Here is a 22,877-nt window from a genome sequence, read left to right as displayed (position 1 = left end):
GATGGAGGAGGTACTCGACACCATGCTGGAGCGCGTGCATGGCGATGCCGACGCGATTGCCAATGATCGCCGGTTTGCTACCGCAATCTATCGGATTGCCGTGATGGACGCGCTCATGAGCCTGGTGAGATTTGCCGATCCGGACTGACCTGCCGGTGGCCTATAGAGCCGCCGGAAATGGCCAAACTCGAGCTAAGCATCGCCTTGTAAAAGTCTGCTTTCTGCCTGGAGACAGAACTTCGGCTTAGGTCTCAGGTGTGCTGATAGTCTTGTTAAGTCCAGAATGCGGCTGAGGGGCTCACTGGCGCCGGATGTTCTGCTTGATCCACAACTCGCCCCTGTCCATACATCGCTGGCTGCGCCCCCTCTCCACCATCTGGAGGAGGTGCCTTGCGGGCGAAGCCCTGGTCCAGGTCCCGGCCGCACAGGGCCGGGACCTGCTTTTCATCCGCCGAAGCGTTTCTTCCAATCCTTCGACCAGCTCAGCCCTTGACGGCGGTCACGACGACCTCAATCAAGGCGCCGCCTCCAAGATCCGCAACGCCGACTGTGGCCCGTGCCGGCAGATTGTCGCCGAAGAACTCGGTCCAGACCGCATCCATTTCCTTCTTCTGCGAAAGGTCGGTGACGAAGATCGACGCCGCGACGACCTTCGTCGCGTCCGTACCGGCCTCCTTCAGGTACCCGGCGATCTTCCCCAGGATGTTGCGGGTTTGCTCGCCCATCGAAACGCTCGTGTCGTCGGCGATCGTGCCGCCGATATAAACGAAGCCATTCGCCTCGACCGCGCGATGCATGATCGGTGTGCGGATGTTTCTCTGGATCATCGTCTTATCCTCTCAGGTTAAAAAAATCAGGTGGCGAAGCGCTCAATGCGCAGGCCGTCGATCGGTGTGTTCGTGTTTCCAATGGCAATGAGTTCCGCCATGACCGCACCGGTTCCTGGTCCCAGCTGGAACCCGTGCAGCGAGAATCCAAACTGGTGGAAAAGTCCCTCATGCTTGGCACTCGGGCCGAGGACGGGAAGGTCGTCCGCCGTCCGCGCCTCGATCCCGGCCCAGGCCCGGACGACTGTCGCATTGCGCATGACCGGGAAAAGCTCCCACACGGTGCGGGCGCTCTCCTGGAGCTTGCGCCAGTCCAGAACTGTCTCGCCGGTGTCCAGGTAGGGAGTTGCGAGGTATCCGCCGCCGATCAACACGGTTCCATTCGCAAATTGCTTGAACGAGAGCCTGCGTCCTCGCAGGATCACCACCGGCCTGATGAACTCGGGCACACGCGATGTGATCATCAGCATGGGGGCAACCGTCTCGACCGGCACCGGCTCGCCCAAGGCAGCGGCAATGCGCCCTCCCCACGCGCCGGCGGCATTGACGAGCACGGGAGCCTCGTACGTCTCGCCCCCCGCGTCGACGCGCCAGAGCTGACCGTCCTTGCGGATATTGGTCGCCGCAACTCCCTCGCGCACGATGGTTCCGAGCTGCTCCGCCCTGCGGCGGAAGGCGGTTGTCGTCTGTGCCGGATTAGCCGCACCGTCGCGCCGTGACACGACCCCACCAGGACATGTCTCAGCGACGGCAGGAACGAGACGACGCAACTCCTTTGCGTCGATCAGCTCTTCATGAGTAAAGCCGCGCAGGTTCAGATCAGCGACGCGGGAATGGCAGGCCTCAAGCTCCTCATCGTTTTCGGCGACAAGCACCTGACCATGACTGTCGAAGCCACAGTCGTCACCGACAAGCTCCTGGATTCTCTCCCACACATCCATGGAGCGGATCGAGAGAGGGATCTCCGCGACATGCCGGGCTAGCTGACGCACCCCCCCGGCATTCACGCCTGAGGCATGCCGGCCTGCATAGTCTTTCTCGATTAGGACGGGCCGGAGACCACGCAGACAGAGGTGCAGGGCCGTCGAACAACCGTGAATACCGCCACCGACAACGATCGCGTCTGCCCTCACGGTCATCCGCGCACCACGGCCTTCGTTGCGCTCTCGTTTTTGGGAAGGGAGGCAAGCTCCGACAGAGTGATGGGCTTCACCGGCGCGCGAAGACGATAGTACCCGATCTCCTCGGGAGCCTTACCGCGGGCTTCGGCCATCAGCTCCGTCACCGTGAGCCCACAAAGGCGCCCCTGGCACGGGCCCATGCCTGTGCGGCGATAGGCCTTGAGCTGGTTCGGACCGGTAGCGCCGATTGCCACGGAATCCAGGATGTCCTGCGCCGTGACCTCCTCGCAGCGACAGACGATCGTATCGCCTCCAGGAATCCGGAACTGCTTCGACGGCCGGAACAGGATGTCGAGGAAGGTCCGCCCACGCTCAGCCTTTGCCAAGGCAGCCCTGAGGATTTCCATGCTCGGTGCCTTTGCGCCGGCTTGCGGCCTGAGGGCCTCGACAGCGGCCCGCGCGGCGATCCGGCCCCGTTCCACAGCGGCAAGCGCACCGCCGATCCCGGCACCGTCGCCCGCGATGGCAATGCCTTCGACCGAAGTGCCGCCATTGGCGTCGAGAACGGGCGACCAGCAGAGCTGGATATCATCCCACCGGTGCTTGACCCCAGCGGACATAGCCAGATTGACGTTCGGCACAACGCCTTGATGCAGAAGCAACAGGTCCGCCGGAACACGGACATTGCGGCCTCCTGCCTCATAGGTGACGCTTTCGAGCCGGCCCTGACCAGTGGCCTCGATCTTTGTGACGCCACCCACGACCCGCACCTTGGATCGTACCTCCCGCATCATCGCGAGACCTTTGCGGAAGTAAGGCGATGTCAGAAACGCCGCCGCGTGTGGCAGGGCACGGAGATAGTTGCGGCGCTCCGTTGTGTCCAACACAAGATCGATGCGCCCACCCATGCGCAGGATTTGCGCCGTCAGCAACCAGAAGAGAGGTCCCTGGCCCGCGACGACCGTCTTGCCATCGGGTATCAACCCGGAGGATTTCAGCGCAGTCTGTACCGCGCCCGCGGTCATCACGCCCGGCAATGTCCAGCCGGGGATCGGGAACGGCCGTTCGAGAGCGCCCGTTGCGAGGATCACACGCTTGGCTCGGATGAACTGCGATCCGCCGCCAATCGAAATGCCGATCTCCAGGTGCCGATCGAGGCTCCACACCGTCGCGCCCTGCAGAATTTCAGCACCGCTCGCGCGCACCTCCTCGACGAGCTTCGAGCCTGCCCAGTAGTCGTCACCGAGCAAGCGCGTCTCCTTCACCGGCGTCGACGTGACGCCCCGCCAGACCTGCCCGCCAGGCCCCTGGTTTTCATCGAGCAGCAGGGTAGAAAGACCTGACTGCGCGGCCAGGCTTGCAGCCGCAAGTCCTGCGGGCCCCGCGCCGATGACGGCGACGTCGTACTCATCGCGCATTGGACGATTGTTGGTCATCGGCCGATCTCTCTCTTGCCCTTCTGGATTTCAACCTGCATGCCGGAACGCACGGGAACGAGACAGCCCTGTCGGTTACCCATCCCGTCGATGGTCACGAGACAATCGAAGCATACGCCCATCATGCAATACGGCAGGCGTGGCGCCCCGCTCACCGCCGTCTCCCTTCGCACATCGAGGCCGGATGCCAGCAAAGCGGCTGAAACCGTATCGCCTTCTCGCGCCATGACCGGGCGGCCGTCAACGAAGATCTCAACCGTCTTCCTGGTGTCATCATCAAATCGCTTGAACATTCATCGTCTCCCAGGCCTTGCGTCAGCCCTATCCCTTACGGCTCAGTAGTATCCACTGGTCCGTACATCCGACTGCTGAAAGCGCTTGGCCGAGAACGCGCCGAGCTTGTTCTTGTCGAGCGCGCCCGCTGCCACCATCGGGGCAATTTCAAAAGCGTGATTGGAAGCGAGCGTCACGCCGGAGTGGCAGCAGGTGACGAACGCGCCGGGGCATGTCTCGGACTGGTCGTAAATGGGGAACCCATCCTTCGGCATTACGCGAATGCCGGACCAGGATCGCACGACGTTCAACCGACCGAGCAGCGGGAACATACGCTGCGCCCGGTCGGCCATAACGGAACTTATCGGGAGGTTCAGGACGGTGTCGTCCAGCAAGTCCTCCTTGCTGTCGCCGATCATCACCGTGCCCTCGTCCGTCTGCCGAACCGTCGTCAGGGGATGCGGCAGGAAGGGCATCGTCCGTTCGGTCACGACGATCTGCCCACGGGTGGGGCCCATGGGGGCTTCGAGTCCGACCATCGGAGCGAGCGTCTGGTTCGCATTGCCTGCCGCAAGAACGATCTTCCCGGCTCGGATCTCACCCTTCGCGCTCGTGAGCCGGAACTCACCCTGCACGTACTTGATGTCGGAGACAGGATGCTCCGGCCGGTAATCGACGCCGAACTTCGCCATGCCCATATGCAACGCACGGAACGTGCGCAGCGAGTTCACGTGTCCGTCGTAGGGGCAGAAGCTTCCACCCGACACCTCCGGACCGATATGCGGCAACATCTTTGCGACCTGCTCGCGTCCGAGAATTTCCATTTTGTAGTCGACAGCGCCGGGCTGGTTATGCAGGCGCTTCAGAAGCACCGAGCGCTGCTCCAGCTCCTCTTCGCCGAGCGTGAGATGAAAGCCGCCATTGCGCTGGAAGCAGACGTCCAGGCCAGTCTGCTCGCGCAGTTCGGCTGCGAGCTTCGGCCAACTGTCCGATGCCTGCATGGTCCAACCCGTATAGGCCGGCATGCCGAGCCCCTTGCTCTGCACCCAGACCAACGCGAAGTTCGCTCGGGACGCGCGCTTGGCAATGTCTCCCTCGTCGAGCACGCAGACTTTCTGGCCGATACGGCCGAGCCCCCAGGCAATGGCGGACCCCAGGAGGCCTCCACCGACCACGACGATGTCATAACTGTTACGCATTGAGCTATTCCTTACCGCCCGCGGTCGCTATGTCCGGCGAGCACCCGCTCGAGGCCGTAGAACCGATCGAGCAGGATGAGTGCGAGCATCGTGATCACGATCACGCTTGCGGATACCGAGGTCACGAGTGGGTCGATATTGTCTTGGATGTAGAGGAACATGCGCACCGGAAGCGTCTCTACGCCCGGCGCAGCGAGGAACACCGTCATGGTGACCTCATCGAACGACTGAATGAAGGCGAGCGCCCAGCCACTCACAACTCCGGGGAGGATGAGCGGGAGGGTCACCCGGCGGAACAGTGTCCAGTTGTTGGCACCGAGAGACACGGCCGCCATTTCGATCGAGCGGTCCATGCCCGTTGCAGCGGCCAGGGTCAGGCGCAGAGCGAACGGGAACACCACGACGACGTGGGCGATGAGGAGCGCCGTGAATGTGCCGCTAAGCCCCGTCTGAGTAAAGAACCGCAGGAACGCGATGCCGAGCACGACGTGCGGGATCATCAGCGGAGACAGGAACAGGGCCGACAATGCCTCGCGGCCACGGAACTGGTGGCGCGCAATTGCAAGAGCCGCAGGCACTGCGAACAGGAGCGCGACGACGGAGGAGACTGCGCCGATCCACAGGCTGACCCAGAAGGCGTTGATGAACTCAGGGTAAGCAGCGATGGTGCGGAACCATCGGAGCGAGAAGCTGCTCGTGGGCAGGGACAGGTAGCCTTCCGGCGTGAAAGCGACAAGGCAGACCACAACGATCGGCGCGACCATGAAGATCACGAAGAGGGTGTGGAAAATCAGAGCGACAGGACCATTGCGACTCATCTGAACACCTCCGAATAGCGCCGCTCGATGAGCGCGTTGCTGCCAACGATGATGAGCACGAGCGCAACGAGAAGGAGCACAGCCACAGCTGCGCCAAGCGGCCAGTTGAGCGTGTTGAGGAACTCGTCATAGGCAAGCGTGGCCGCAACCTTGAGACGCCGGCCGCCGATGATCGACGGGGTTGCGAAGGCGCTTGCGGAGAGCGCAAACACGATGATCCCGCCGGATAACACACCCGGCATGATCTGCGGCAGGATGATCCGGCGCATGATCGTGATCTGCCCAGCACCGAGCGAGAGCGCTGCATTCTCGATCTGGGGGTCGACCCGCTGCAACGCGGCCCACACCGACAGAACCATGAACGGCATCATAACGTGGGCGAGCGCGATGACGACGCCGGTTTCCGTGAACATGAACGGAATGGGAGAGCCGATCAGCCCAACCGACATCAGGGCCTTGTTGACGACCCCGTTGTTCCCACCGAAGAGCAAAGCCCATCCGAGCGTGCGCGCAACAACCGAAATGAGGAGCGGCCCGAGGATGATGAGCAGGAAGAAACCTTTCCAGGGCGCGCGCATACGGTTCAGAATGTAAGCTTCGGGCGCGCCAATAATAGCAGCCGCGAGGGTCGCCAGCGCCGCGACCCGGAAAGTCCGGGCAAACATTTCATAGAAGTACGGGTCCGACCAGATCTCCTGCCAGTTCTTGAGGGTGATCACAAACTGAATGCCTGTGTACTGTCCCCAGTTGTGAAATGAGAGCAGAACCGTCATGGCGAGTGGCACGATCACCACGGCAATGAAGAGGATGAGCGCAGGCAGCAGCAGCGGCCACGGCGCCCGTGCGCCGGAACGCTCCTGCTTGGCAGGCGCGGGAGCAGCCGGTTGCTGCACTGTTGTCACGGAGGCAGAAGTGCTCATCTGCCCCCTCCTCGCGGACGGATCACCATATCCTCAGGGCGCCAGACAAGGCGAACGTTCTCACCCTCGGCTGGCTGTGCCTCGCCCGTGTTCTGGCGCACGACGATCGCTGGACCGCACTCGGTTTCACACTGGAACAGCCAGTGATTTCCCTGAAAGATGCGGTTCGTGATCCGGGCCTTGAGTCCGCCGTCGGATTCACTGCCGAAGCCGACCTTCTCCGGACGTACAGTGACGGTCACAGGGCCGGAGGCTCCAGCAGGCGCCGGCCACTGACAGGAGCCGGCGACGAGACGCGGCGAGGCGGCGTGCCGGTCGATCTCTCCTGGAAATTCGTTGGTCTTACCGAGGAACTGCGAAACGAACGCGGAGGCCGGCCTCTCGTATGCCTCGTGCGGCGTGCCGATCTGCTCGATACGGCCCTTGCTCATCACGACGATGCGATCCGAGAGCGCCATGGCTTCTGTCTGATCGTGAGTCACCAGAACGGTGGTGGTGCCGATGCTGCGCTGGATTTGACGGAGCTCGATCTGCATGTCCTCGCGCAGCTTCGCATCGAGGTTAGAGAGCGGCTCATCGAGCAGGAGCACATCGGGTTTGATGACAAGTGCACGCGCCAGGGCAACGCGCTGCTGCTGTCCGCCGGACATGCGGCGTGGGTAACGATCCGCGTATCCATCGAGCCCAACCATAGCCAGCGCATCACGCACGCGCACCTCACGCTCGGCCCGGGGCACGGCCCGCATCTCGAGCCCGAAGGCGATGTTCTCCGCAGCCGTCATGTGGGGGAACAAAGCGTAACTCTGAAACACGATGCCGAGACCGCGCTTTGCGGGCTTCACGCTCACAAGGTTGCGGCCGTTCAGACTGATGGCTCCTGCAGACGGATCCACGAAGCCGGCAATCATCTGCAGCGTGGTAGTCTTGCCGCAGCCCGATGGCCCGAGCAGCGAGATGAATTCACCCTTGGCAACGGTAAGGGATATGTCTTCGACGGCCACATGATCGCCGAAGCGTTTGGAGACACGGTTGAGTTCAAGAATGGACATGCGCTCGGTCAGACCCTCTGGAGCTTGAAGGAGGTCCGACCCCGATTTCCACCGGGGTCGGACGGCAAGTCAGGGCGCTGCGCGTATCAGCGCTCGACCTCACGGTTCCAGCGCTTCGTCCATTCGTCACGCTTGGCGTTAATGCTGGTCCAGTCGGGATTGTACAGGCTGGCGGCACGCTCGCCGATCGGCGCCATCTTTCCGAGTTCGGCCGGCACCTCGACCTTCTTGTTGACGGGGCCGTAACCGTAATCCTTGAGCAGGATAAGCTGAATCTTCGGCTCCAGCATCGCCTTAATGAATTCGGAGGCGATCGGCGAGGCGTTCGGTTTCTCGATCGGGCAGGCTGAAGCAAGCAGCGACACCGCACCCTCTTTGGGGTAGACGAAATCGACCGGGAATCCGGTATTGGCGAAGGACTGCACGCGACCCGTGCCCCACACGGCGAGGGCAGCCTGTCCGGACTGGAAGAGTTCCGTCATCTTGCCAGGTGACGGCTCGTAGGCGAGCACGTTCGGATTGACGTCCTTCTTCATGATATCGAAGCCGGCCTCGACGTTCTTCTCACCGCCGCCATTCATCTTCGCGAACATGAGGAGCGTGTAGAGACCGTAGGTGTTGTTGATCGGCGGAATGACGATCAAGCCCTTGTATTTGGGGTCCTTGAGATCATTCCATGACGTCGGCGCGGCCCAGCCTTTCTCTTCGAAGAATTTCTTGTTGTACATCAGGCCGGTTGCAACAAAGCCGACAGCGACGGCACGGTCGTCCTTGAACCGCGCAGTGTCGTACAGATCGGCTGTCGGAAGGTTCTGAACCTGCCCGCAGAAGCCAAGTTCGATGGCTTGGTACATCGGGCCGTCATCGACGATGGCGACGTCGATTTGCTGATTGCCTTTCTGCGCCTGCAGCTTGGCCAGGGTGTCGGTGGAATTACCAGCGACATATTCGACCTTGACGCCATGCTTCTTCTCGAAGTCCGAGATGACTTCGTCGCGCATCGTCTTCTCGAACGACCCACCATATCCTGCGACATACAAGGTCTTCTGCTGTGCCATTGCCGGAGCTGCAGAGACGACGAGCGCCGCGAGGCTCACTGCGGTAAACAAGCCGGAAATCTTCATGTAATTCTGTTCCTCTTCTTTGAATCGTCAGTAAACTGACGAAGATGTCCCTCTTATTAGTCCGCCGACGAGCCGCGACGGTGGCCAACGATCCCAACTCGTATATTGATCGTCAAATGCATAATGGCATTATCTTCATGCCTGAATGTTATGAATGGAGACCGCATGCCAGCAATCAATCTGAGGCAGGTAGAGGCGTTCCGAGCGGTCATGCTCTCAGGTAGCGTGACCGCTGCGGCCAGCATAATGGGGATCACCCAGCCGGCGGTGAGCCGCCTGCTGCGTGACCTTCAGTCAGTGTTGAAAATGCCGCTGTTTGAAAAACGAGGCACCGGCCTCGTGCCGACTGCAGCAGCGACGGCCCTCTACGCCGAAGTTGAGCGCTCTTTCTCTGGCCTCGACCGCATCTCCGCTGCGGCGGAGGAAATCCGAACACGACGCACCGGTATGCTGCGCGTCGCCGCTCTTCCGGCGTTGGCCAACGGCTTCATGCCGCGCTTCGCCGGCCATTTTCTCAGAGACAGGCCCAACCTTATCTTCTCCCTCTTTGGCGTGATTTCGCCACTCGTGATCGATTGGGTGCTGAACCTCCAGTGCGACCTCGGCTTCGCAGAGGCGCCGATGGCGCATGCAGGCCTCCCCTCCATGCGCATGCCGACACTGCCTCGTGTTGCCATCCTCCCGGAAGGACATCATCTTTGCGCCAAGTCGGTGCTGCGCCCCCGCGATTTCGAGGGCGAAACATTCATTTCGCTGACGCCAGGCAGCAGCAGCAGGCACTTGATCGACAGCGTTTTTACCAAGCACGGCATCTCACGCGTTCTTCGGATCGAGACGACTCTGTCGGAGATCATGTGCGGCATGGTTTCCTCAGGCCTCGGTGTCTCTATCTGCGATCCTTTCACGGCCGCCGAATTTGCATCGCGCGGCGTCGTCTCCCGTCCCTTTATACCGCGCATCGACTTCGAGTTTGCGGCAGTCTTCCCACCGCAGCGCCGTCCTTCGCCTGTCGCAGAAGAATTCGTTGAAGCTTTCTCGGCACACGTGCGGGCAATGGAAACGTCAATCCTCTCTGCCCCACCGAAACCAGTGCGGAAAAAGCGTAAGCCAAGCCTGTAGCCTCACTATCTGGCAGCGGCGGAGCTTTCGGGCCGGATGGGTTTCAACATTGGCCGGCCCCGAGTGCGCTCAGGTCAACGTCGCGAGCTTTGGCAGCTTCAGCAGACCTCGGGCACTAGGTCATGGCTCCTCGACTGCCGCATCAATGGGTTGTCAGCCCGGCGATACTCAGCGGTGCAGTGTCCCTAACGAACGCGGTAAATTTCCGCTCCAGTTCTGATTCCGGACGACGCAACGACTGCAGCAATGAGATCGGCATCTTGATCTGAGGCTCAAATCGCCTCACCTCTATCATGCCTGACGTAAAGTTCGTGGCAGTCTCGAGGTCGACCAGCCCGACGCCGACACCTTCGCTGACCAGCTTGCACAAGGCACTGCCGACGGTTACCTCCAGCCGCTGCGGCAAGGCGATGCCATGTTCAGCTAGCACCGCTTCGACCTGCTTCCGGATGATATCGGGGCGAGAAAGGCTGATAAGGTAGACGGACGTCAAATCACGCGGCGTGATGCAGTCCTTCCAGGCAAGCGGGTGATCCTTCGGCATGACGCAGACGGTGTCGATGCTGAACAGGTCGGTGCGCTTGATCGACACGTCGTTCGTCGATGCCTGCGCGATCCCTATGTCGAGGCGCCCCTGCCCTACCATCTGGGCGATATCCGGCGAGGAAAACGTCTCGAGGGTCAGATTGGCATTCGGGAAATGCTGAAGGAATCTTGCGACGAGCTTGGGCATCCAGCCCATGGATAGCGCCGGAATGACGCCGACCACAAGGCGGCCGTGCTTCAACTCGTGCAGCTCGCGCCCAATTCCCGAAAGGATTTCCAACCCTATGAAACTGCGGGCGACCTCCTTGTAGAAGGTGCGGGCTTCAAATGTCGGCATCAGGCCGCTCTGGGTTCGCTCGAACAGCTTGAGGCCCAGTTCGTCCTCAAGAGCCTTCAATGCCTTGCTGACGGCAGGCTGCGATACCCGAAGTGCGTTGGCGGCTTCCGTAATGGTGCCGCGCTCCATGATCGCTTTGAAGAACTCCATCTGCCGGTAAGTCAAGCGCATGGATAACCTCCGGTTATGACGGCCCGAACTTTATGAATTTGACGCAGGATGGATGCCACGTAAGCTGAATGTTGTCAAAAATAAACCCGCACACTCCTTAACGAGATAACAGCGGGACTCCAGAGTTATTCAGCAGCGATGAAGTATTCATCTCTGCTCTTAGTGCCGACCATAGTCGACAGAAACAAGGGAGAATGTGATGCGCAAATATGTTCTGCTGAATACATTGACCGCGAGCCTTACGTTATTTCTATCTACAACCGCGATTCTCCATGCTGCTCCTTCAGGCGTATTGAAGATTGCTGTCGGAGCTGACCCAGAAACATTCGACCCGCATTTCAATGATCTGCCGACCGGCAACACGGTCGACCTGCATGTCCTTGAGGGGCTCTTCCGCCTCGACGCCGAAAACAATGTCGTCAAAGAGCTTGCAACGGACTACAGCTACTCGGACGACGGCAAGGTCTTTACCGTCAAGATCGAGAAGGGTCGGAAATTCAGCAACGGCGATCCTTTGAACGCGCAAGCTGTGGCGGCATCGTTCAACCGGCTGCTCGATCCGAAGGTCGCCTCAATCTACCGCGGCCTCTATTCGTCGATCCAGCGCGTGACCGCAACGGATGATGAGACAATCCAGTTTCACACGGCGGAGCCGAACGGCCACATTCTGCTCCTGCTAGCGTCGACGACGGCAACGATCGTCAATGTCTCAGCCATCGAGAAAATGGGACCGGAGCACAGCCGCAAGCCGGTCGGGAGCGGACCTTACAAGGTCGAAAGCTTCGTCGGCGGAGAGCGATACCGGCTTGTCCCCAACCCGAGCTACCAGGGCAAGTTTCCGGCGAAGCTCGAGGCCATCGAGTTTCTCGTGGTTCCCGAGGACGGATCGCGCATGGCTCTCATGGAAACGGGCGAAGTCGATATCGTCGAGCGCGTACCGCCGGAATCCATTGCGGCGATCGATGCTCTCGACAAGGCATCCGTCATGAAGCCACCGAGCATGTTCTCCATCAACATGGAGATCGTGTTGCGCGGCGCAATGGAGAATCCCAAAATTCGGGAAGCGCTCAACCTGGCTGTGGACCGGAAAGGCATGGTGGAAGGCATTCTCGGCGGACTCGGCACCCCTTCCGTCACGATGCCCGGGCCCGGAACCCAGAATGAGCTCCGCGTGACGTTTGATCCGATCCCCTATGACCCCCAGCGCGCAAAAGCACTCCTGCAGGAAGCTGGATATGGCCCCGGCCAGTTGAGCATCACGATGGTTTGTCCCAACGGTCGTTACATCAAGGATGCCATGGTCTGCCAAGCCCTCCAGGGTTCGTTCCAGGCGATCGGAATCAATGCCAACGCAAAGGTCGTGGATCGTGGAACTTGGAGCGAGATCATAGGTCGCAAGCCGGACAAGCGCGAAGACAATATGGGTATGGTCGGCCGCGCAACCGCGGGAATGGACTTCACGCTTTACCGCCTGTTTAAGACAGGCGTCGGAGCCAATACCACCGGCTACTCGAGCCCAAAGGTCGACAAGTTGCTGGCCGAAGGCCGCGCAACCACTGACCTGAAGAAGCAGAAGGAAATCTATGCCGAGATCCAGAAGCAGATCTGGGAGGATCGCCCCTTCGTCTTCCTCTGGTACCAGACCCAGGCGGTTGGGGTTTCTGACCGGGTGAAGGGCTTCCAGGTTCAGCCCAACGAGACGATGCAGTTCGACAAGATTTCGCTGCAGTAACGTCCCTCAAGGTGAGAGCCCAGGCCCATGTTCGTGTTCAAGCGTATGATAGCGGCTATTCCGACACTCGTGATCGTCTCGCTCCTGGTGTTCTGGTTTGTCGATCTCATTCCGGGCGACCCTGCGCGCATTCAGGCGGGTCCTATGGCCACGCCTGAAGAGGTAGAGGTCATCCGCGAACGCATGGGGCTGAACCTGCCGGCTCTCACCCGTTACGCCCACTTCCTGGAGGGCATCGTCAACCCTGAGGTTGCGGTGTCGCTGCGGACCGGTCGCCCAATCTCAATCGAGATCAGCGAGCGGCTTCCCAATACACTGATCATCGCCATCGGCGGCCTTATCGTAGGCGTCCTGCTCGGGACCATTGCAGGCCTCGCCTCTGCGCTCTGCCAGGGCACCTGGACAGATACCCTGATCACGGCGATCACTCTCGCTGGCATATCCATGCCAATCTACTGGCTCGGATTGCTGTGCATATGGCTGTTCGCCGTCTATCTCGGCTGGCTGCCGGCGGCCGGCGCGCAGACATGGGCGCACTTCGTTCTTCCGATCCTGGCAGTGGCAACGCGCCCTGCAGCTATGTTCAGCCGCTTAGTAACGGCCAGCCTGCTGGAGGTCGTCGGCAAGGATTACCTCGACACTGCTCGGTCGAAAGGATTGAGCGAGGTGCAGGTGCTGCTTCGCCATGCCTTGAGAAATTCGCTGGTCGCCTCGGTTTCGGTTGCGGGCGTGCAATTCGGCGCAATGCTTGGCGGCTCCGTCGTCACGGAGACCGTGTTCGGCATTCCGGGCGTCGGTCGGATGCTCGTCGACGCCGTCACGCGCGCCGACTACCCCGTCATTCAGTATGCGATCCTGATGTTCGCGTTCTTCTTCGTGATGATCAATCTCCTGACCGACATTGCTACGCAATGGCTTGATCCGCGGACCCGGCAAAGCGCTGGCGCAGCGTAGGGAGGGAACGATGACATCCACAGCTGAACCCGGAACCGCCATCGTGAGCTCCACTCGAGAAGCAGCTGGCAGTCGGCGCGGCATGGGCCTTCTTGCGGCCCTCGCCAAGCAACCCAAAGGCCTCCTCGGCCTAGCGATCGTCGGACTATGCATGGTGCTGGCCATCGCCGGTCCCTGGATCGCACCGCTGGATCCCTATGGCCAGAATTTCGCTCAGACGCTGAAAGGTCCGTCCGCGGCCCACTGGTTCGGCACCGATCAGCTGGGACGAGACGTGTTCAGCCGGGTCTTAACAGGAGCAAGAACCTCCCTCGGCATCGGGATCGGAGGTGTCGTGTTCGCGTTCCTGATTGGTGTGCCGCTTGGAATGCTCGCGGCCTATCGCGGCGGGCGGCTCGATTTTCTGCTGATGCGCGGCATCGACATCATGCTCAGCTTTCCCGACATCGTGTTCGCCTTGGCCATCGTGGCCATCCTGGGTGCAAATACGCAGAATGTCATCTTGGCTGTCGGGATCGTTTCCGTCCCTGTTTTCGCCCGCACGGCTCGCGCCGTCACACAGAGCACCCTGGCCGAACCCTATGTCGAGGGAAGCGTCTCTCTGGGCTGCTCGCCCTTACGGGTCATGATACGGCATGTGCTGCCGAATATTGCAGGCATCCTGCTTACTCTCGCAAGCCTCCTGTTCGCGACGACGCTCCTTTCAGCATCGGGGCTCTCGTTTCTCGGCCTGGGAACCCAGCCGCCGGAGCCGGAATGGGGAACCATGCTGGGCGAGAGCCGATCCTACCTGCGCTCCCATCCGCACCTTGCAACGTTCCCAGGGCTCTGTCTTGCCCTCTCTGCGCTGGGCTTCAATCTTCTGGGAGAGGCTCTGCGTACGGTCTATGACCCGACGGCTGTGCACAGCCGATCGAAATTCGGCTCCCTCTTCTCCGATCTGATCGGCAGAGCAAGACCAGCCCACCCAAACCCGGTTCGGGATCACTCCGACACCGACCCGGCACGCAAGCCCATTGAAACGAAGGATCTCCGGGTCGCCTTCCTCCCATCAACAAACCCGATCCAAGTCGTCCGGGGCATCAGTCTCGCCGTCGAGAAGGGGCGAACCCTAGCCATCGTGGGCGAGTCCGGATCCGGCAAGAGCACACTGCTGCGTGCTGTTGCGACGTTGTTGCCACGTCAAGCCGGGATCATCGGCGGCAGCGCTTCGATTTCCGGTACTGAGCTCCGCGGCCTCTCGCCGAAAGAGGTACAGGAGTTGCGTCGCAAAAAGATTGGAGTCGTCTTTCAGGATGCGGCAAGTGCACTGAACCCAGTCCTGACGGTCGGCCAGCAGCTCGAGGAGGCTATTCGGCAAGGCACCTCGCGTTCCTCCGCCGAGGCCCGCTCCCGCGCCATAGCGTTGCTCCAGGACGTCAAGATCGCCGATCCAGAACGCCGCTTGGATATGTATCCCCATCAGTTCTCAGGCGGCATGAAGCAGCGCATCGTCATTGCCATGGCGCTTGCTCAAGATCCCGATGTGCTTCTCGCTGATGAGCCGACCAGTGCCCTCGACGTCACCGTCCAGCAGCAGATCCTCGTCCTGCTGCGCGAGCTACAGCGCAGTCGCGGCATGACGATGCTGCTTGTGACGCACGACCTCGGCCTGGTCGCACGTTTTGCCGACGACGTCGGAGTGATGTACGCGGGCGAACTGGTCGAGTTCGGAACCGTCGATGAGGTTCTGGTGACTCCAGCCCATCCCTACACCGTTGCGCTGAAGCAGTCCTCGCCGGGGCTCTCCGAACACGGAAATCGCGTGCGGTTGCAGGCGATCTCCGGAGAGCCGCCTTCCGTGGGCCGTGTCCCCGAGGGGTGCCCCTTCGAACCGCGGTGTCATTTTTCACGCAACCGTGGCCGCTGCCGCAACAAGAGCCCCAAGCCCCGCCTTGTTCTGGGGAGAATGGTTGCCTGCCATTTTGCAGAGGAGTTGGTCAATGCGCCCGCATCTCGTTGAGGACGAACTCCCTGAAGAGGTCATCGTCGCGCAGGATATCAGCAAGCACTTTCCCGTCACGACGGGTCTCTTCTCCCGAAACACCGGCAAGCCCATCCGCGCCGTAGACGGCGTCAGCTTTCATATTCCTCGTGGCAGCTGCTTTGCAGTAGTCGGTGAGTCCGGCTCTGGCAAGAGCACACTGGCTCGACTCATCGTTGGCCTGCTTCGACCTACGGTCGGCGATGTCAGGATCGATGGTCAGTCTCTGGGTGCGTGCGGCGAGGCCGAACTGCGGGTTATGCGCAGGAAGGTGCAGCTTGTGCTTCAGGACCCTCGTGCCTCCCTCGATCCACGCATGCGCGTCCATGCGGTGCTTGAGGAAGCACTCCACGTCCATAACATCGGCGCAACCCGAGGCGAGCGCCAGAGTCGTATCATGACCGTGATCCGTCAGGTCGGCCTCACCCCAGATCACCTTGACCGCTATCCAAATGAACTTTCCGGTGGGCAACGGCAACGGGTCGCCATCGCGCGAGCCATCATCTGTGAGCCGGAGATCCTTGTTCTGGATGAACCTGTCAGTGCCCTCGATGTTTCGGTTCAGGCGCAGATCATCAATCTGCTTATGGACCTGCAGGAACAGCTTGGGCTCACCTATATCGTGATTACGCACGATCTGGCGCTTGTCGGGCACATGGCCGACGCGGTCGGCGTCATGTACCTGGGCAGGTTTGTCGAAATCGGCCCTGCCGCAGCCATCTCATCGAGGCCGCATCATCCCTATACGCAAAGCCTGCTTTCAGTAGTCGCAACGACGGATCCGCGGATCGAGAAGACCCGTGATCTCATGATCCTCGAGGGTATGGTGCCGAGCCCTTCGTCTATTCCGAGTGGCTGCTCGTTCCACACCCGCTGTCCGCTTGCCCGGAGGCTTGGCGAAGCAGCCGACGTCGACGCTGTACAGACGCCATTCGGACGGCTTCCGTCCCGGTGCGTGACCGAGGTGCCGGTTCAACAGGCGATTCCGGATGAGGGCCTGCTTGTGACCTGCCATTTCGCAGGTCGTCGATGTGCCCGCGATGAGAACTCACACCCGCTTCCATCAAACAGGAGAAAGTCATGACGACTGGAGCAACCGCTGCCGATATCGTGATCGTCGGCGGAGGAATTTATGGTACGAGCCTTGCCTTCGAATTGGGCAGTCGCGGATACAGTGTCATCCTCCTGGAAGCCCATGAAATCGCCTCTGGCGCATCGGGCGGACCCGGAGAGCGCGGTGTTCGTGCCAATGGTCGGGACATCCGCGAATTACCCGTCATCTCGCAGGCTCTGGAACGCTGGCAGAAGTTCGAATCCGAGATCGAAGGAGGTGTCGGCTACCGGCGGGTCGGCGGCTTGCAGGTGTATGATGCGCCTTATGGCTACCGCGAGCACGAAATCCGTGGCCGCATGGAGGCTCAGGCGGCCATCCAGACGCAATTAGGAACACCAACTAGCGTTCTCTCCAGAGATGAGGTCCTGGAGAGGGAGCCGGAAATGACGCGCAGCATCATTGGCGGACTCTATTGCCCCGATGATGGCGTTGGTGACCATACTTTTGCGACACGCCAGTTCGCTACGGCAGCCGAGCGCGTCGGTGTCACTATCCGATCAAAGGCAAGGGTGATCGAGATCATCAAGCAGGGATCTACGGCAAAGGCAGTTCGCCTCGAGAACGGCGAGGTGATCACCGTCGGCAGCAGGCTTTTCCTGCTGTGCAACGCTGGCGTTCCGAAACTGCTGTCGCCCATCCTCAACCCACACGAGGTGCCCCACGTGTGGAATTTGATGCCACAGATGATGTACGTGACGAACCCTGAGAACCGAAAGGTCAATCACCTGTTGTCGCATGCGCATCGCCGGCTTGCCGTCAAGCAATTGCCGGATGGCACCGTCATGCTCTCGGGAGGAGTTAGTGTCACGCATGAAAACGGCAGGGTCGCGCAGGGCTCCCTCAGCTCTACCGCCATCAATCTAACCGACGCGATTGCGACTCTGCCATTCCTCGACAGGTCGGAGTTCCTGAAGGTTGACGCGACTCGAGTCGAGACCGTCGCTCTTGATGCTGTTCCGGTGATCGGACAGCCTGAAGCGGCCGAGAATATCTACTTCGGCTATGCCTGGTCCGGCCATGGCTTTGCGATATCACTAGGATTTACGAAGCTTTTTGCGGATTGGGTCGCGAGCGGTCACAAGCCCCCCGAACTTGAACCGTTCTCTCCGACCCGGTTTACTCTGGCATCGACGGCGTCGAAATCCGCCACACTGCAAACCATGGCGCTTTCTGCATGAGCTCTGGTCGTCTGGACCGCCGCGATGCAGCCCAGGCAACACTCCGCCGAGCTGCTGCTAATCGTAATCCTCCAACCGACCGGAAAATCTAAATGAGCAAAAGACTTGATCTAGATTCCAGGGGAAAGTCCGTCTTCGATCTTCGCACTCTCTTAGAGAGGCCTGATGGGCTTGCCGAAGATGTTCTCGTCAGCATCAATAACGGACCCGGCCCCAGCGTTATCCTGTGTGGCGGCATCCACGGAGACGAGTATGAACCTCAGATCGTGCTCCGGCGGCTCATTGATGAACTCTCCCCCTCGGATATTCGAGGACGGCTCGCCATCATCCCGACACTGAACTTTCCTGCGTCGCAGAAAGGCAGCAGGCTTTCACCGCTAGACGGCCATAACATGAACCGTGTCTTCCCCGGAAAGCCGGATGGAACCGCCACGGAGAGACTCGCTGCATTCCTATACAGAGAGGTCTTTCCCTCGTTCGACCTGCTGGTGGACGTCCATTCAGGCGGCGGTGACTACAAGGTGGTTCCGATGATTTTCGGTTTCACGGCACCTGGCTGTCGTGTGGGCGACAGTGAGCTGGAAAGGGTGATGGAAGGCTGGGGCTACCGTTTCATTCAGTATGTGGACGGAATCGCCTCGACATCAGCGGGATCTTCGCCATCGGCTGGAGTAGCCTCGGTGGAGATCGAAGGTGGGTCGGGTGGCGACATCACTGAACGCGATGTGGAAATCATGTATTCGGGTATTGTGCGCGGTCTTAAAAATTTCGGCGTATTAGCCGGATCAGAAGGAGCAGTTTCCAAGGATGTTATCCGGGTCGACGTAACTGATGCCAATCAGTATATGGCCCCTACGGACGGCATCATTGAACATCGTGTCGACCTGGGCGCTGCCGTCCATGAAGGGCATGTTGTTGCATTGTTGCATCCGGTTGCTGGCGCATCGGCCGAACCGATCAAGATTCATGCACCAAAAGCAGGATATATCCTGCGCCAAAGAGCACGAGCGTTTGTGCGCAAAGGCGAACTGATCGGCAATACGGGTACGGCCCGAACCCAGTGACGCTGGCACCGCCTGACACGTGGCGCGTCTGCTTGTGACAGGGTCGTGAGCCTATAAGAGATCTTCACTTGCAGCAACTGAAGCCTCGCCTCCTCGATACGGGGGGCTCTGATGCATCGACATGGGCGTTGTCACAGGAACTGGAGCGGAGCAGCAAAAGGGCCGATGGCCAGCCTCATTCAGGCAGCGATGGTCGCAGCTTGCCATAGCTCCGCCGCCTCTGCCCTGAACAGGCGCCACGTCCGGCGGGAGATCAGATGGCGCTGGAGGTTGTAGGTGTTGTAAACGGCGGAGTGAACAGACAGGAGCCGCTGGGCTGACCCGGCTGACTTGAAGCCCTGCATCTTCCGTTCGCGTCGTCGCACCACCTGATGCGAGTTCTCGGCACGATTGTTCTTGCGTAAGCCCTGCTCATGGCGCGCCGAGAGGACCAGCTCCCGGCGCGCTGCTCCATAGGAGGGCAGCTTGTCTGTCACAAGCACGCTCGGAGCATAGCCCTGCCTTTTCAGCAATCTGCCCATGAGCTTCAGAGCGGCTGCTTTGTCCCGTCTGGGCTGCAGGAGGATGTCGAGGATTTCGCTCTCGCTTTCGACGGCTCGCGGCTGTGTTGCACGGATCGGTTAGTGGACGTACCGAGCCCACCCCAAGCCTCGGCTTAAGCGATGCGGACGGACTTCGGGCATCCAAGCTCAAGCATGCGGTTCAAGGCATGAACGGCGATGGCGACCTCCGTCGTGCGACGCCGGGCCGTTCGCGAGCGCAGCGCGTCTCCAATCACTCGTTTGAAGCGGCTGATAACTGACTCCACCAGAGCCCGACGCGTGTACCCGGACCTCTTCTGCCAGCCCACGCGCCCATGCTCGGCCATGCTTTGGAGGTGCCGATCACGCTGGGTCGGAGCGCTCTCCGCCATCTCGCTCAGCACCGCTGTTGATCGCGGTGGCACGATCACGTCAGCATCAGGATGGCGCTTAGCAACAGTGTCGTAGATACCAGCCTGATCATAGGCTCCGTCGCCGATGAAGGAGGCGAGCGAGCCCTTCACCTGGTCGAGCAAGGGCTCAACCTGCGAGCCGTCATCGACGTCACTGGTCGTCAGCTCAGACGCCAGGATCTGTCCGGTTTCGACATCGACACCGATGTGCAGCTTGCGCCAGGATCGGCGTCTGCGGGTGCTATGCTTCTCGATCAGCCACTCGCCGGGCCCGCACAGCCGCAAGCCTGTGCTGTCCACCAGCAGGTGAATGGGCCCGGTGCGGGACTGCAACCGTGGGACCTCCAGAGTTTCGGCGCGGCGGCTCAGGGTCGAGTGATCTGGTACGGCAAGATCCAGCCCCAGGAGCTTCAGGATCGAGCCGATCAGACCTTCGGTTTGGCGCAGCGCCAGCCGGAACACTGACCGCAGCGTCAATGCCGTTGCGATGGCGAGGGCAGAATAGTGGGGCTGACCGCCTCGAGTGATGCGAGGCTCGGCCCGCCAGGCGGCAATCGCCTCTTCAGTCAACCAGACCGTGAGACTGCCCCGCTGACGCAGGCTGGCGTCGTACTCGGCCCAGTTCGTCACCCTATGCCGCTGCTTGGGAATACGGTGCCGGCGAGTGGCATTGGCTTTGAACGGCACGGGAGACATCCGACATGAAAGGCACAGGCCTCCTATGTCAGCCAGTTTCGGTTACCAACTCACCTATTCGTGCAACAAGGCGGCTGCGCACCTTCTGTCGCATTGCCCGCCAAGCGTCATCCGAGCTGGCGAACGCAGGCATAGTCGCGCTCAGTCCTATCAATGAGATCAGCACTGCTCTTAGCATCAATTGAGTACTCCGGCCTTCAGATTGCATTTTCGCGACATTCTACACGCGTCGCATCCTGTCCCACATGCGGTTGCGCATCATCGGACAGGCGATGATTCCCGACGCCAGTCATAAACAAACTGGCATGGCATCCAACGATCCGCAAAATGACGGTTGTTTCGGTTGACAGAATTCAGCCTTCCTAGCCAAACGTGAACACGTATGCCTCAACACCGGGATCAAGGAACCGAATTTCGAAAGTGCGCTCTCCTACATCATCATCTTGGCGGATCAACTGGTAGAGCCGGATCTCCGAAACCGTCCCATTCCCGTTGGCGTCGATATCGGTACCACGGTTTGTCCCTGGTGCTTTGCCATCGATCGTGACTTGAAACCGTACCGGTCTGCCGTCGCGGCTGGGCCCAAGGACCAAGTGCAGGTCCCTGGCGCGGAATTTGTAGGAGATCGCCCCTCCTGACTGACTGAGCACAGCCTCCTCAGATCCAATGGTCCAGTTCCCGGCGAGAGCCCATTCGTTGAGCCGTAAACGTCCGGCGGAATAGACCTGCGCTTCGTCGGCGCCAACCTGTTCAGGCGACGCGAAGTTGGAGGCTCTTTTGTAACCGAGATAGGTCTCGCCCGATTGGACGCTGTCGAAGTCAGCTCCAGCTTCCGCTCCTTTTGCGTCTGGCGCGACGAAGCCCTTGTCTGCTCTTTGTGTCCCGCCTTCCGCCAGCAGTTCCTGAATGACACGCTCCGACTCCTCGTAGTCGCCTTCGCCGAAGTGGTGGTGCCTGATCTGTCCTCGCGGATCGATAAAGTAGTGGGCAGGCCAATAGCTGTTTCTGAAGGCGCGCCAGATCTTGAAGTCGTTGTCGATCGCCACCGGGTAGGTGATCCCGAAATTCTGGACCGCACGCTCGACGTTGTGGATGCGCTTTTCGAACGCGAACTCGGGAGCATGGACGCCGATCACGACGAGACCCTGATCCTTGTACTTCTCGGCCCAGGCCCGTACGTACGGCATCGTGCGAATGCAGTTGATGCAGGAATAGGTCCAGAAGTCGATGAGGACGACCTTGCCGCGCAGCTGTTCAGTCGTCAGTGGCCCGGAGTTCAGCCACTTCACGGCCCCATCAAGGGACGGGAACTTGCCTTCGATTGGCAAGCTGCTGCGATAGCCCTGACCAGCCTTGTTGACGGCTAGAGTCGCGTCTGGTCCTACGGAACTCGTCGAGATGGCATCGGGCTTGCTCTGAACCTGATCTAGCAACGATTGTTCGATCCCGGCTGTGCTGGCGTAGGACAGGCGTGCCAATAGGCCGGTGTCGAGGCCGAGGACGATTGCTGCAACGCCTGCAAGAACTGCTATGCCCATGGCCTGTTGAACGCGGTGGCTGACACCGATCGATCGCTTCATCATCGCAAAGACCCGTCCCCCTGCCAGGACGGCCAGCGCCAAGAATGTTGCCGCACCGGCGGAGTAGGCCAGCAACAGCAACGATGTCTGCAAATTGGCTCCCTGGAGAGCGGCTCCCGTCAGAACCAATCCCAGGATCGGGCCGGCGCAGGGCGCCCAGAGGAGCCCTGTCGCGGCTCCCAGGAGCATTGATCCACTGGCACTTGGCCGATCTGAGGGCGCAACCCCAGACAAGCGTCCCCCAAGGGCAACCACGGGCCGGGTCAGGAAGGCGGCCGCGCGTGCCGAGACGAGGGTCACGCCAAATACAGCGAGCAAGGCGATGGCAGCAGCGCGCGCGATTTCGTTTGCATGCACCGCCCAACTTCCGCCGACGGCAGCAAGGGTCGCGACCGCCGCAAATGTGCCGGCCATGCCCAACGCCATCGGCAGGATGCTTCTGGCAAACGGCTGGCCCGTCCTGGAAAAGACAAATGGCAGGATCGGAAGGATACAAGGACTGACGATCGTCAGCACTCCTGCCAGATAGGAAACGATGAACAGGGTCATGGCCGGGCCTCTCGGATGGGGTCAATGCGCTGGTGAACTGGCCGGGGCGAACGCGACCCGCATCTGTTCAGCTTGAAGTATCTGGCATGTGTCCAGGACAGGCCGAAGTGTAT

At 60.5% G+C, this 22,877-nt stretch carries 19 protein-coding genes and 1 pseudogene; 7 read left to right on the top strand and 13 right to left on the bottom strand.

The window, feature by feature from the left end:
- Positions 1-482 precede the first annotated feature (482 nt).
- From ACS5Q1_RS29905 to ACS5Q1_RS29865, 9 genes are all read right to left on the bottom strand, one after another.
- Complete coding sequence (locus ACS5Q1_RS29905; protein WP_457093585.1) at positions 483-827, bottom strand: RidA family protein; 345 nt, start codon at positions 825-827, stop codon at positions 483-485.
- A 26-nt stretch (positions 828-853) separates the two neighbouring features.
- Positions 854-1,966 carry an NAD(P)/FAD-dependent oxidoreductase gene (locus ACS5Q1_RS29900; protein ID WP_473101613.1) on the bottom strand — a complete coding sequence of 371 codons (1,113 nt, stop codon included), beginning with the start codon at positions 1,964-1,966 and terminating at the stop codon, positions 854-856.
- Positions 1,963-3,384 (bottom strand): FAD/NAD(P)-dependent oxidoreductase, encoded by a 1,422-nt coding sequence (locus tag ACS5Q1_RS29895; protein WP_473101612.1) that lies wholly within the window; start codon positions 3,382-3,384, stop codon positions 1,963-1,965. Before ACS5Q1_RS29895 ends, ACS5Q1_RS29900 begins: the two co-directional genes overlap by 4 nt.
- Positions 3,381-3,677: a (2Fe-2S)-binding protein gene (locus tag ACS5Q1_RS29890; protein ID WP_473101611.1), complete on the bottom strand. Its 297-nt coding sequence runs from the start codon at positions 3,675-3,677 to the stop codon at positions 3,381-3,383. Before ACS5Q1_RS29890 ends, ACS5Q1_RS29895 begins: the two co-directional genes overlap by 4 nt.
- A 42-nt stretch (positions 3,678-3,719) precedes the next feature.
- The gene (locus tag ACS5Q1_RS29885) at positions 3,720-4,856 is read right to left on the bottom strand and encodes an NAD(P)/FAD-dependent oxidoreductase (RefSeq protein ID WP_473101610.1); all 1,137 of its coding nucleotides are present in this window, start codon (positions 4,854-4,856) and stop codon (positions 3,720-3,722) included.
- A gap of 11 nt (positions 4,857-4,867) precedes the next feature.
- Positions 4,868-5,674 carry an ABC transporter permease gene (locus ACS5Q1_RS29880; RefSeq protein ID WP_473101609.1) on the bottom strand — a complete coding sequence of 269 codons (807 nt, stop codon included), beginning with the start codon at positions 5,672-5,674 and terminating at the stop codon, positions 4,868-4,870.
- The gene (locus ACS5Q1_RS29875) at positions 5,671-6,594 is read right to left on the bottom strand and encodes an ABC transporter permease (protein WP_473101608.1); all 924 of its coding nucleotides are present in this window, start codon (positions 6,592-6,594) and stop codon (positions 5,671-5,673) included. The genes ACS5Q1_RS29880 and ACS5Q1_RS29875 overlap by 4 nt, the downstream gene beginning before the upstream one ends.
- Entirely contained in the window at positions 6,591-7,643 is a 1,053-nt protein-coding gene (locus ACS5Q1_RS29870; protein WP_473101607.1) for an ABC transporter ATP-binding protein, read from the bottom strand. The genes ACS5Q1_RS29875 and ACS5Q1_RS29870 overlap by 4 nt, the downstream gene beginning before the upstream one ends.
- Before the next feature lie 86 nt (positions 7,644-7,729).
- A complete protein-coding gene (locus tag ACS5Q1_RS29865) occupies positions 7,730-8,767 on the bottom strand; it encodes an ABC transporter substrate-binding protein (protein WP_473101606.1) in 1,038 nt (345 codons plus the stop codon).
- A 165-nt stretch (positions 8,768-8,932) separates the two neighbouring features.
- On the opposite strand from ACS5Q1_RS29865, the gene ACS5Q1_RS29860 reads away from it, so the two are divergent.
- Positions 8,933-9,886 (top strand): LysR substrate-binding domain-containing protein, encoded by a 954-nt coding sequence (locus ACS5Q1_RS29860; protein ID WP_473101616.1) that lies wholly within the window; start codon positions 8,933-8,935, stop codon positions 9,884-9,886.
- Positions 9,887-10,028: 142 nt separating this feature from the next.
- On the opposite strand, the gene ACS5Q1_RS29855 is transcribed toward ACS5Q1_RS29860, so the two are convergent.
- Complete coding sequence (locus ACS5Q1_RS29855; protein WP_473101615.1) at positions 10,029-10,919, bottom strand: LysR substrate-binding domain-containing protein; 891 nt, start codon at positions 10,917-10,919, stop codon at positions 10,029-10,031.
- Positions 10,920-11,139: 220 nt separating this feature from the next.
- On the opposite strand from ACS5Q1_RS29855, the gene ACS5Q1_RS29850 reads away from it, so the two are divergent.
- From ACS5Q1_RS29850 to ACS5Q1_RS29825, 6 genes are all read left to right on the top strand, one after another.
- Entirely contained in the window at positions 11,140-12,672 is a 1,533-nt protein-coding gene (locus ACS5Q1_RS29850) for an ABC transporter substrate-binding protein (RefSeq protein WP_473101605.1), read from the top strand.
- 27 nt (positions 12,673-12,699) lie between these two features.
- Positions 12,700-13,626 carry an ABC transporter permease gene (locus ACS5Q1_RS29845; RefSeq protein WP_203447793.1) on the top strand — a complete coding sequence of 309 codons (927 nt, stop codon included), beginning with the start codon at positions 12,700-12,702 and terminating at the stop codon, positions 13,624-13,626.
- Between the two features lie 10 nt (positions 13,627-13,636).
- Positions 13,637-15,628 (top strand): dipeptide/oligopeptide/nickel ABC transporter permease/ATP-binding protein, encoded by a 1,992-nt coding sequence (locus ACS5Q1_RS29840; RefSeq protein WP_473101604.1) that lies wholly within the window; start codon positions 13,637-13,639, stop codon positions 15,626-15,628.
- The gene (locus tag ACS5Q1_RS29835) at positions 15,609-16,733 is read left to right on the top strand and encodes an ABC transporter ATP-binding protein (protein ID WP_473101603.1); all 1,125 of its coding nucleotides are present in this window, start codon (positions 15,609-15,611) and stop codon (positions 16,731-16,733) included. The genes ACS5Q1_RS29840 and ACS5Q1_RS29835 overlap by 20 nt, the downstream gene beginning before the upstream one ends.
- Positions 16,730-17,941: an NAD(P)/FAD-dependent oxidoreductase gene (locus ACS5Q1_RS29830; protein WP_473101602.1), complete on the top strand. Its 1,212-nt coding sequence runs from the start codon at positions 16,730-16,732 to the stop codon at positions 17,939-17,941. The genes ACS5Q1_RS29835 and ACS5Q1_RS29830 overlap by 4 nt, the downstream gene beginning before the upstream one ends.
- A gap of 92 nt (positions 17,942-18,033) precedes the next feature.
- Positions 18,034-19,005: a M14 family metallopeptidase gene (locus ACS5Q1_RS29825; protein WP_473101601.1), complete on the top strand. Its 972-nt coding sequence runs from the start codon at positions 18,034-18,036 to the stop codon at positions 19,003-19,005.
- A gap of 179 nt (positions 19,006-19,184) precedes the next feature.
- On the opposite strand, the pseudogene ACS5Q1_RS29820 reads toward ACS5Q1_RS29825, so the two are convergent.
- From ACS5Q1_RS29820 to ACS5Q1_RS29810, 3 genes and pseudogenes are all read right to left on the bottom strand, one after another.
- Positions 19,185-19,604, bottom strand: a pseudogene (locus tag ACS5Q1_RS29820) (IS6 family transposase); the annotation flags it as partial.
- A 56-nt stretch (positions 19,605-19,660) separates the two neighbouring features.
- Positions 19,661-20,626, bottom strand: a complete 966-nt coding sequence (locus ACS5Q1_RS29815; RefSeq protein WP_473101600.1) for an IS5 family transposase — start codon at positions 20,624-20,626, stop codon at positions 19,661-19,663.
- A 371-nt stretch (positions 20,627-20,997) separates the two neighbouring features.
- Positions 20,998-22,764: a cytochrome c biogenesis protein DipZ gene (locus ACS5Q1_RS29810; protein ID WP_473101599.1), complete on the bottom strand. Its 1,767-nt coding sequence runs from the start codon at positions 22,762-22,764 to the stop codon at positions 20,998-21,000.
- Positions 22,765-22,877 lie beyond the last annotated feature (113 nt).

This window comes from Microvirga sp. GN3 (assembly GCF_055792825.1).
Note: the sequence above shows the minus strand (reverse complement) of the source record. Positions and strands in the feature narration are given on the sequence as shown.

Coding starts and splice junctions, on each gene's coding strand:
- ACS5Q1_RS29870 (WP_473101607.1), bottom strand. CDS start 7,643: ATGTCCATTCTTGAACTCAACCGTGTCTCCAAACGCTTCGGCGATCAT.
- ACS5Q1_RS29905 (WP_457093585.1), bottom strand. CDS start 827: ATGATCCAGAGAAACATCCGCACACCGATCATGCATCGCGCGGTCGAG.
- ACS5Q1_RS29900 (WP_473101613.1), bottom strand. CDS start 1,966: ATGACCGTGAGGGCAGACGCGATCGTTGTCGGTGGCGGTATTCACGGT.
- ACS5Q1_RS29895 (WP_473101612.1), bottom strand. CDS start 3,384: ATGACCAACAATCGTCCAATGCGCGATGAGTACGACGTCGCCGTCATC.
- ACS5Q1_RS29860 (WP_473101616.1), top strand. CDS start 8,933: ATGCCAGCAATCAATCTGAGGCAGGTAGAGGCGTTCCGAGCGGTCATG.
- ACS5Q1_RS29890 (WP_473101611.1), bottom strand. CDS start 3,677: ATGTTCAAGCGATTTGATGATGACACCAGGAAGACGGTTGAGATCTTC.
- ACS5Q1_RS29845 (WP_203447793.1), top strand. CDS start 12,700: ATGTTCGTGTTCAAGCGTATGATAGCGGCTATTCCGACACTCGTGATC.
- ACS5Q1_RS29855 (WP_473101615.1), bottom strand. CDS start 10,919: ATGGAGTTCTTCAAAGCGATCATGGAGCGCGGCACCATTACGGAAGCC.
- ACS5Q1_RS29875 (WP_473101608.1), bottom strand. CDS start 6,594: ATGAGCACTTCTGCCTCCGTGACAACAGTGCAGCAACCGGCTGCTCCC.
- ACS5Q1_RS29885 (WP_473101610.1), bottom strand. CDS start 4,856: ATGCGTAACAGTTATGACATCGTCGTGGTCGGTGGAGGCCTCCTGGGG.
- ACS5Q1_RS29830 (WP_473101602.1), top strand. CDS start 16,730: ATGACGACTGGAGCAACCGCTGCCGATATCGTGATCGTCGGCGGAGGA.
- ACS5Q1_RS29880 (WP_473101609.1), bottom strand. CDS start 5,674: ATGAGTCGCAATGGTCCTGTCGCTCTGATTTTCCACACCCTCTTCGTG.
- ACS5Q1_RS29840 (WP_473101604.1), top strand. CDS start 13,637: ATGACATCCACAGCTGAACCCGGAACCGCCATCGTGAGCTCCACTCGA.
- ACS5Q1_RS29825 (WP_473101601.1), top strand. CDS start 18,034: ATGAGCAAAAGACTTGATCTAGATTCCAGGGGAAAGTCCGTCTTCGAT.
- ACS5Q1_RS29810 (WP_473101599.1), bottom strand. CDS start 22,764: ATGACCCTGTTCATCGTTTCCTATCTGGCAGGAGTGCTGACGATCGTC.
- ACS5Q1_RS29850 (WP_473101605.1), top strand. CDS start 11,140: ATGCGCAAATATGTTCTGCTGAATACATTGACCGCGAGCCTTACGTTA.
- ACS5Q1_RS29865 (WP_473101606.1), bottom strand. CDS start 8,767: ATGAAGATTTCCGGCTTGTTTACCGCAGTGAGCCTCGCGGCGCTCGTC.
- ACS5Q1_RS29835 (WP_473101603.1), top strand. CDS start 15,609: ATGCGCCCGCATCTCGTTGAGGACGAACTCCCTGAAGAGGTCATCGTC.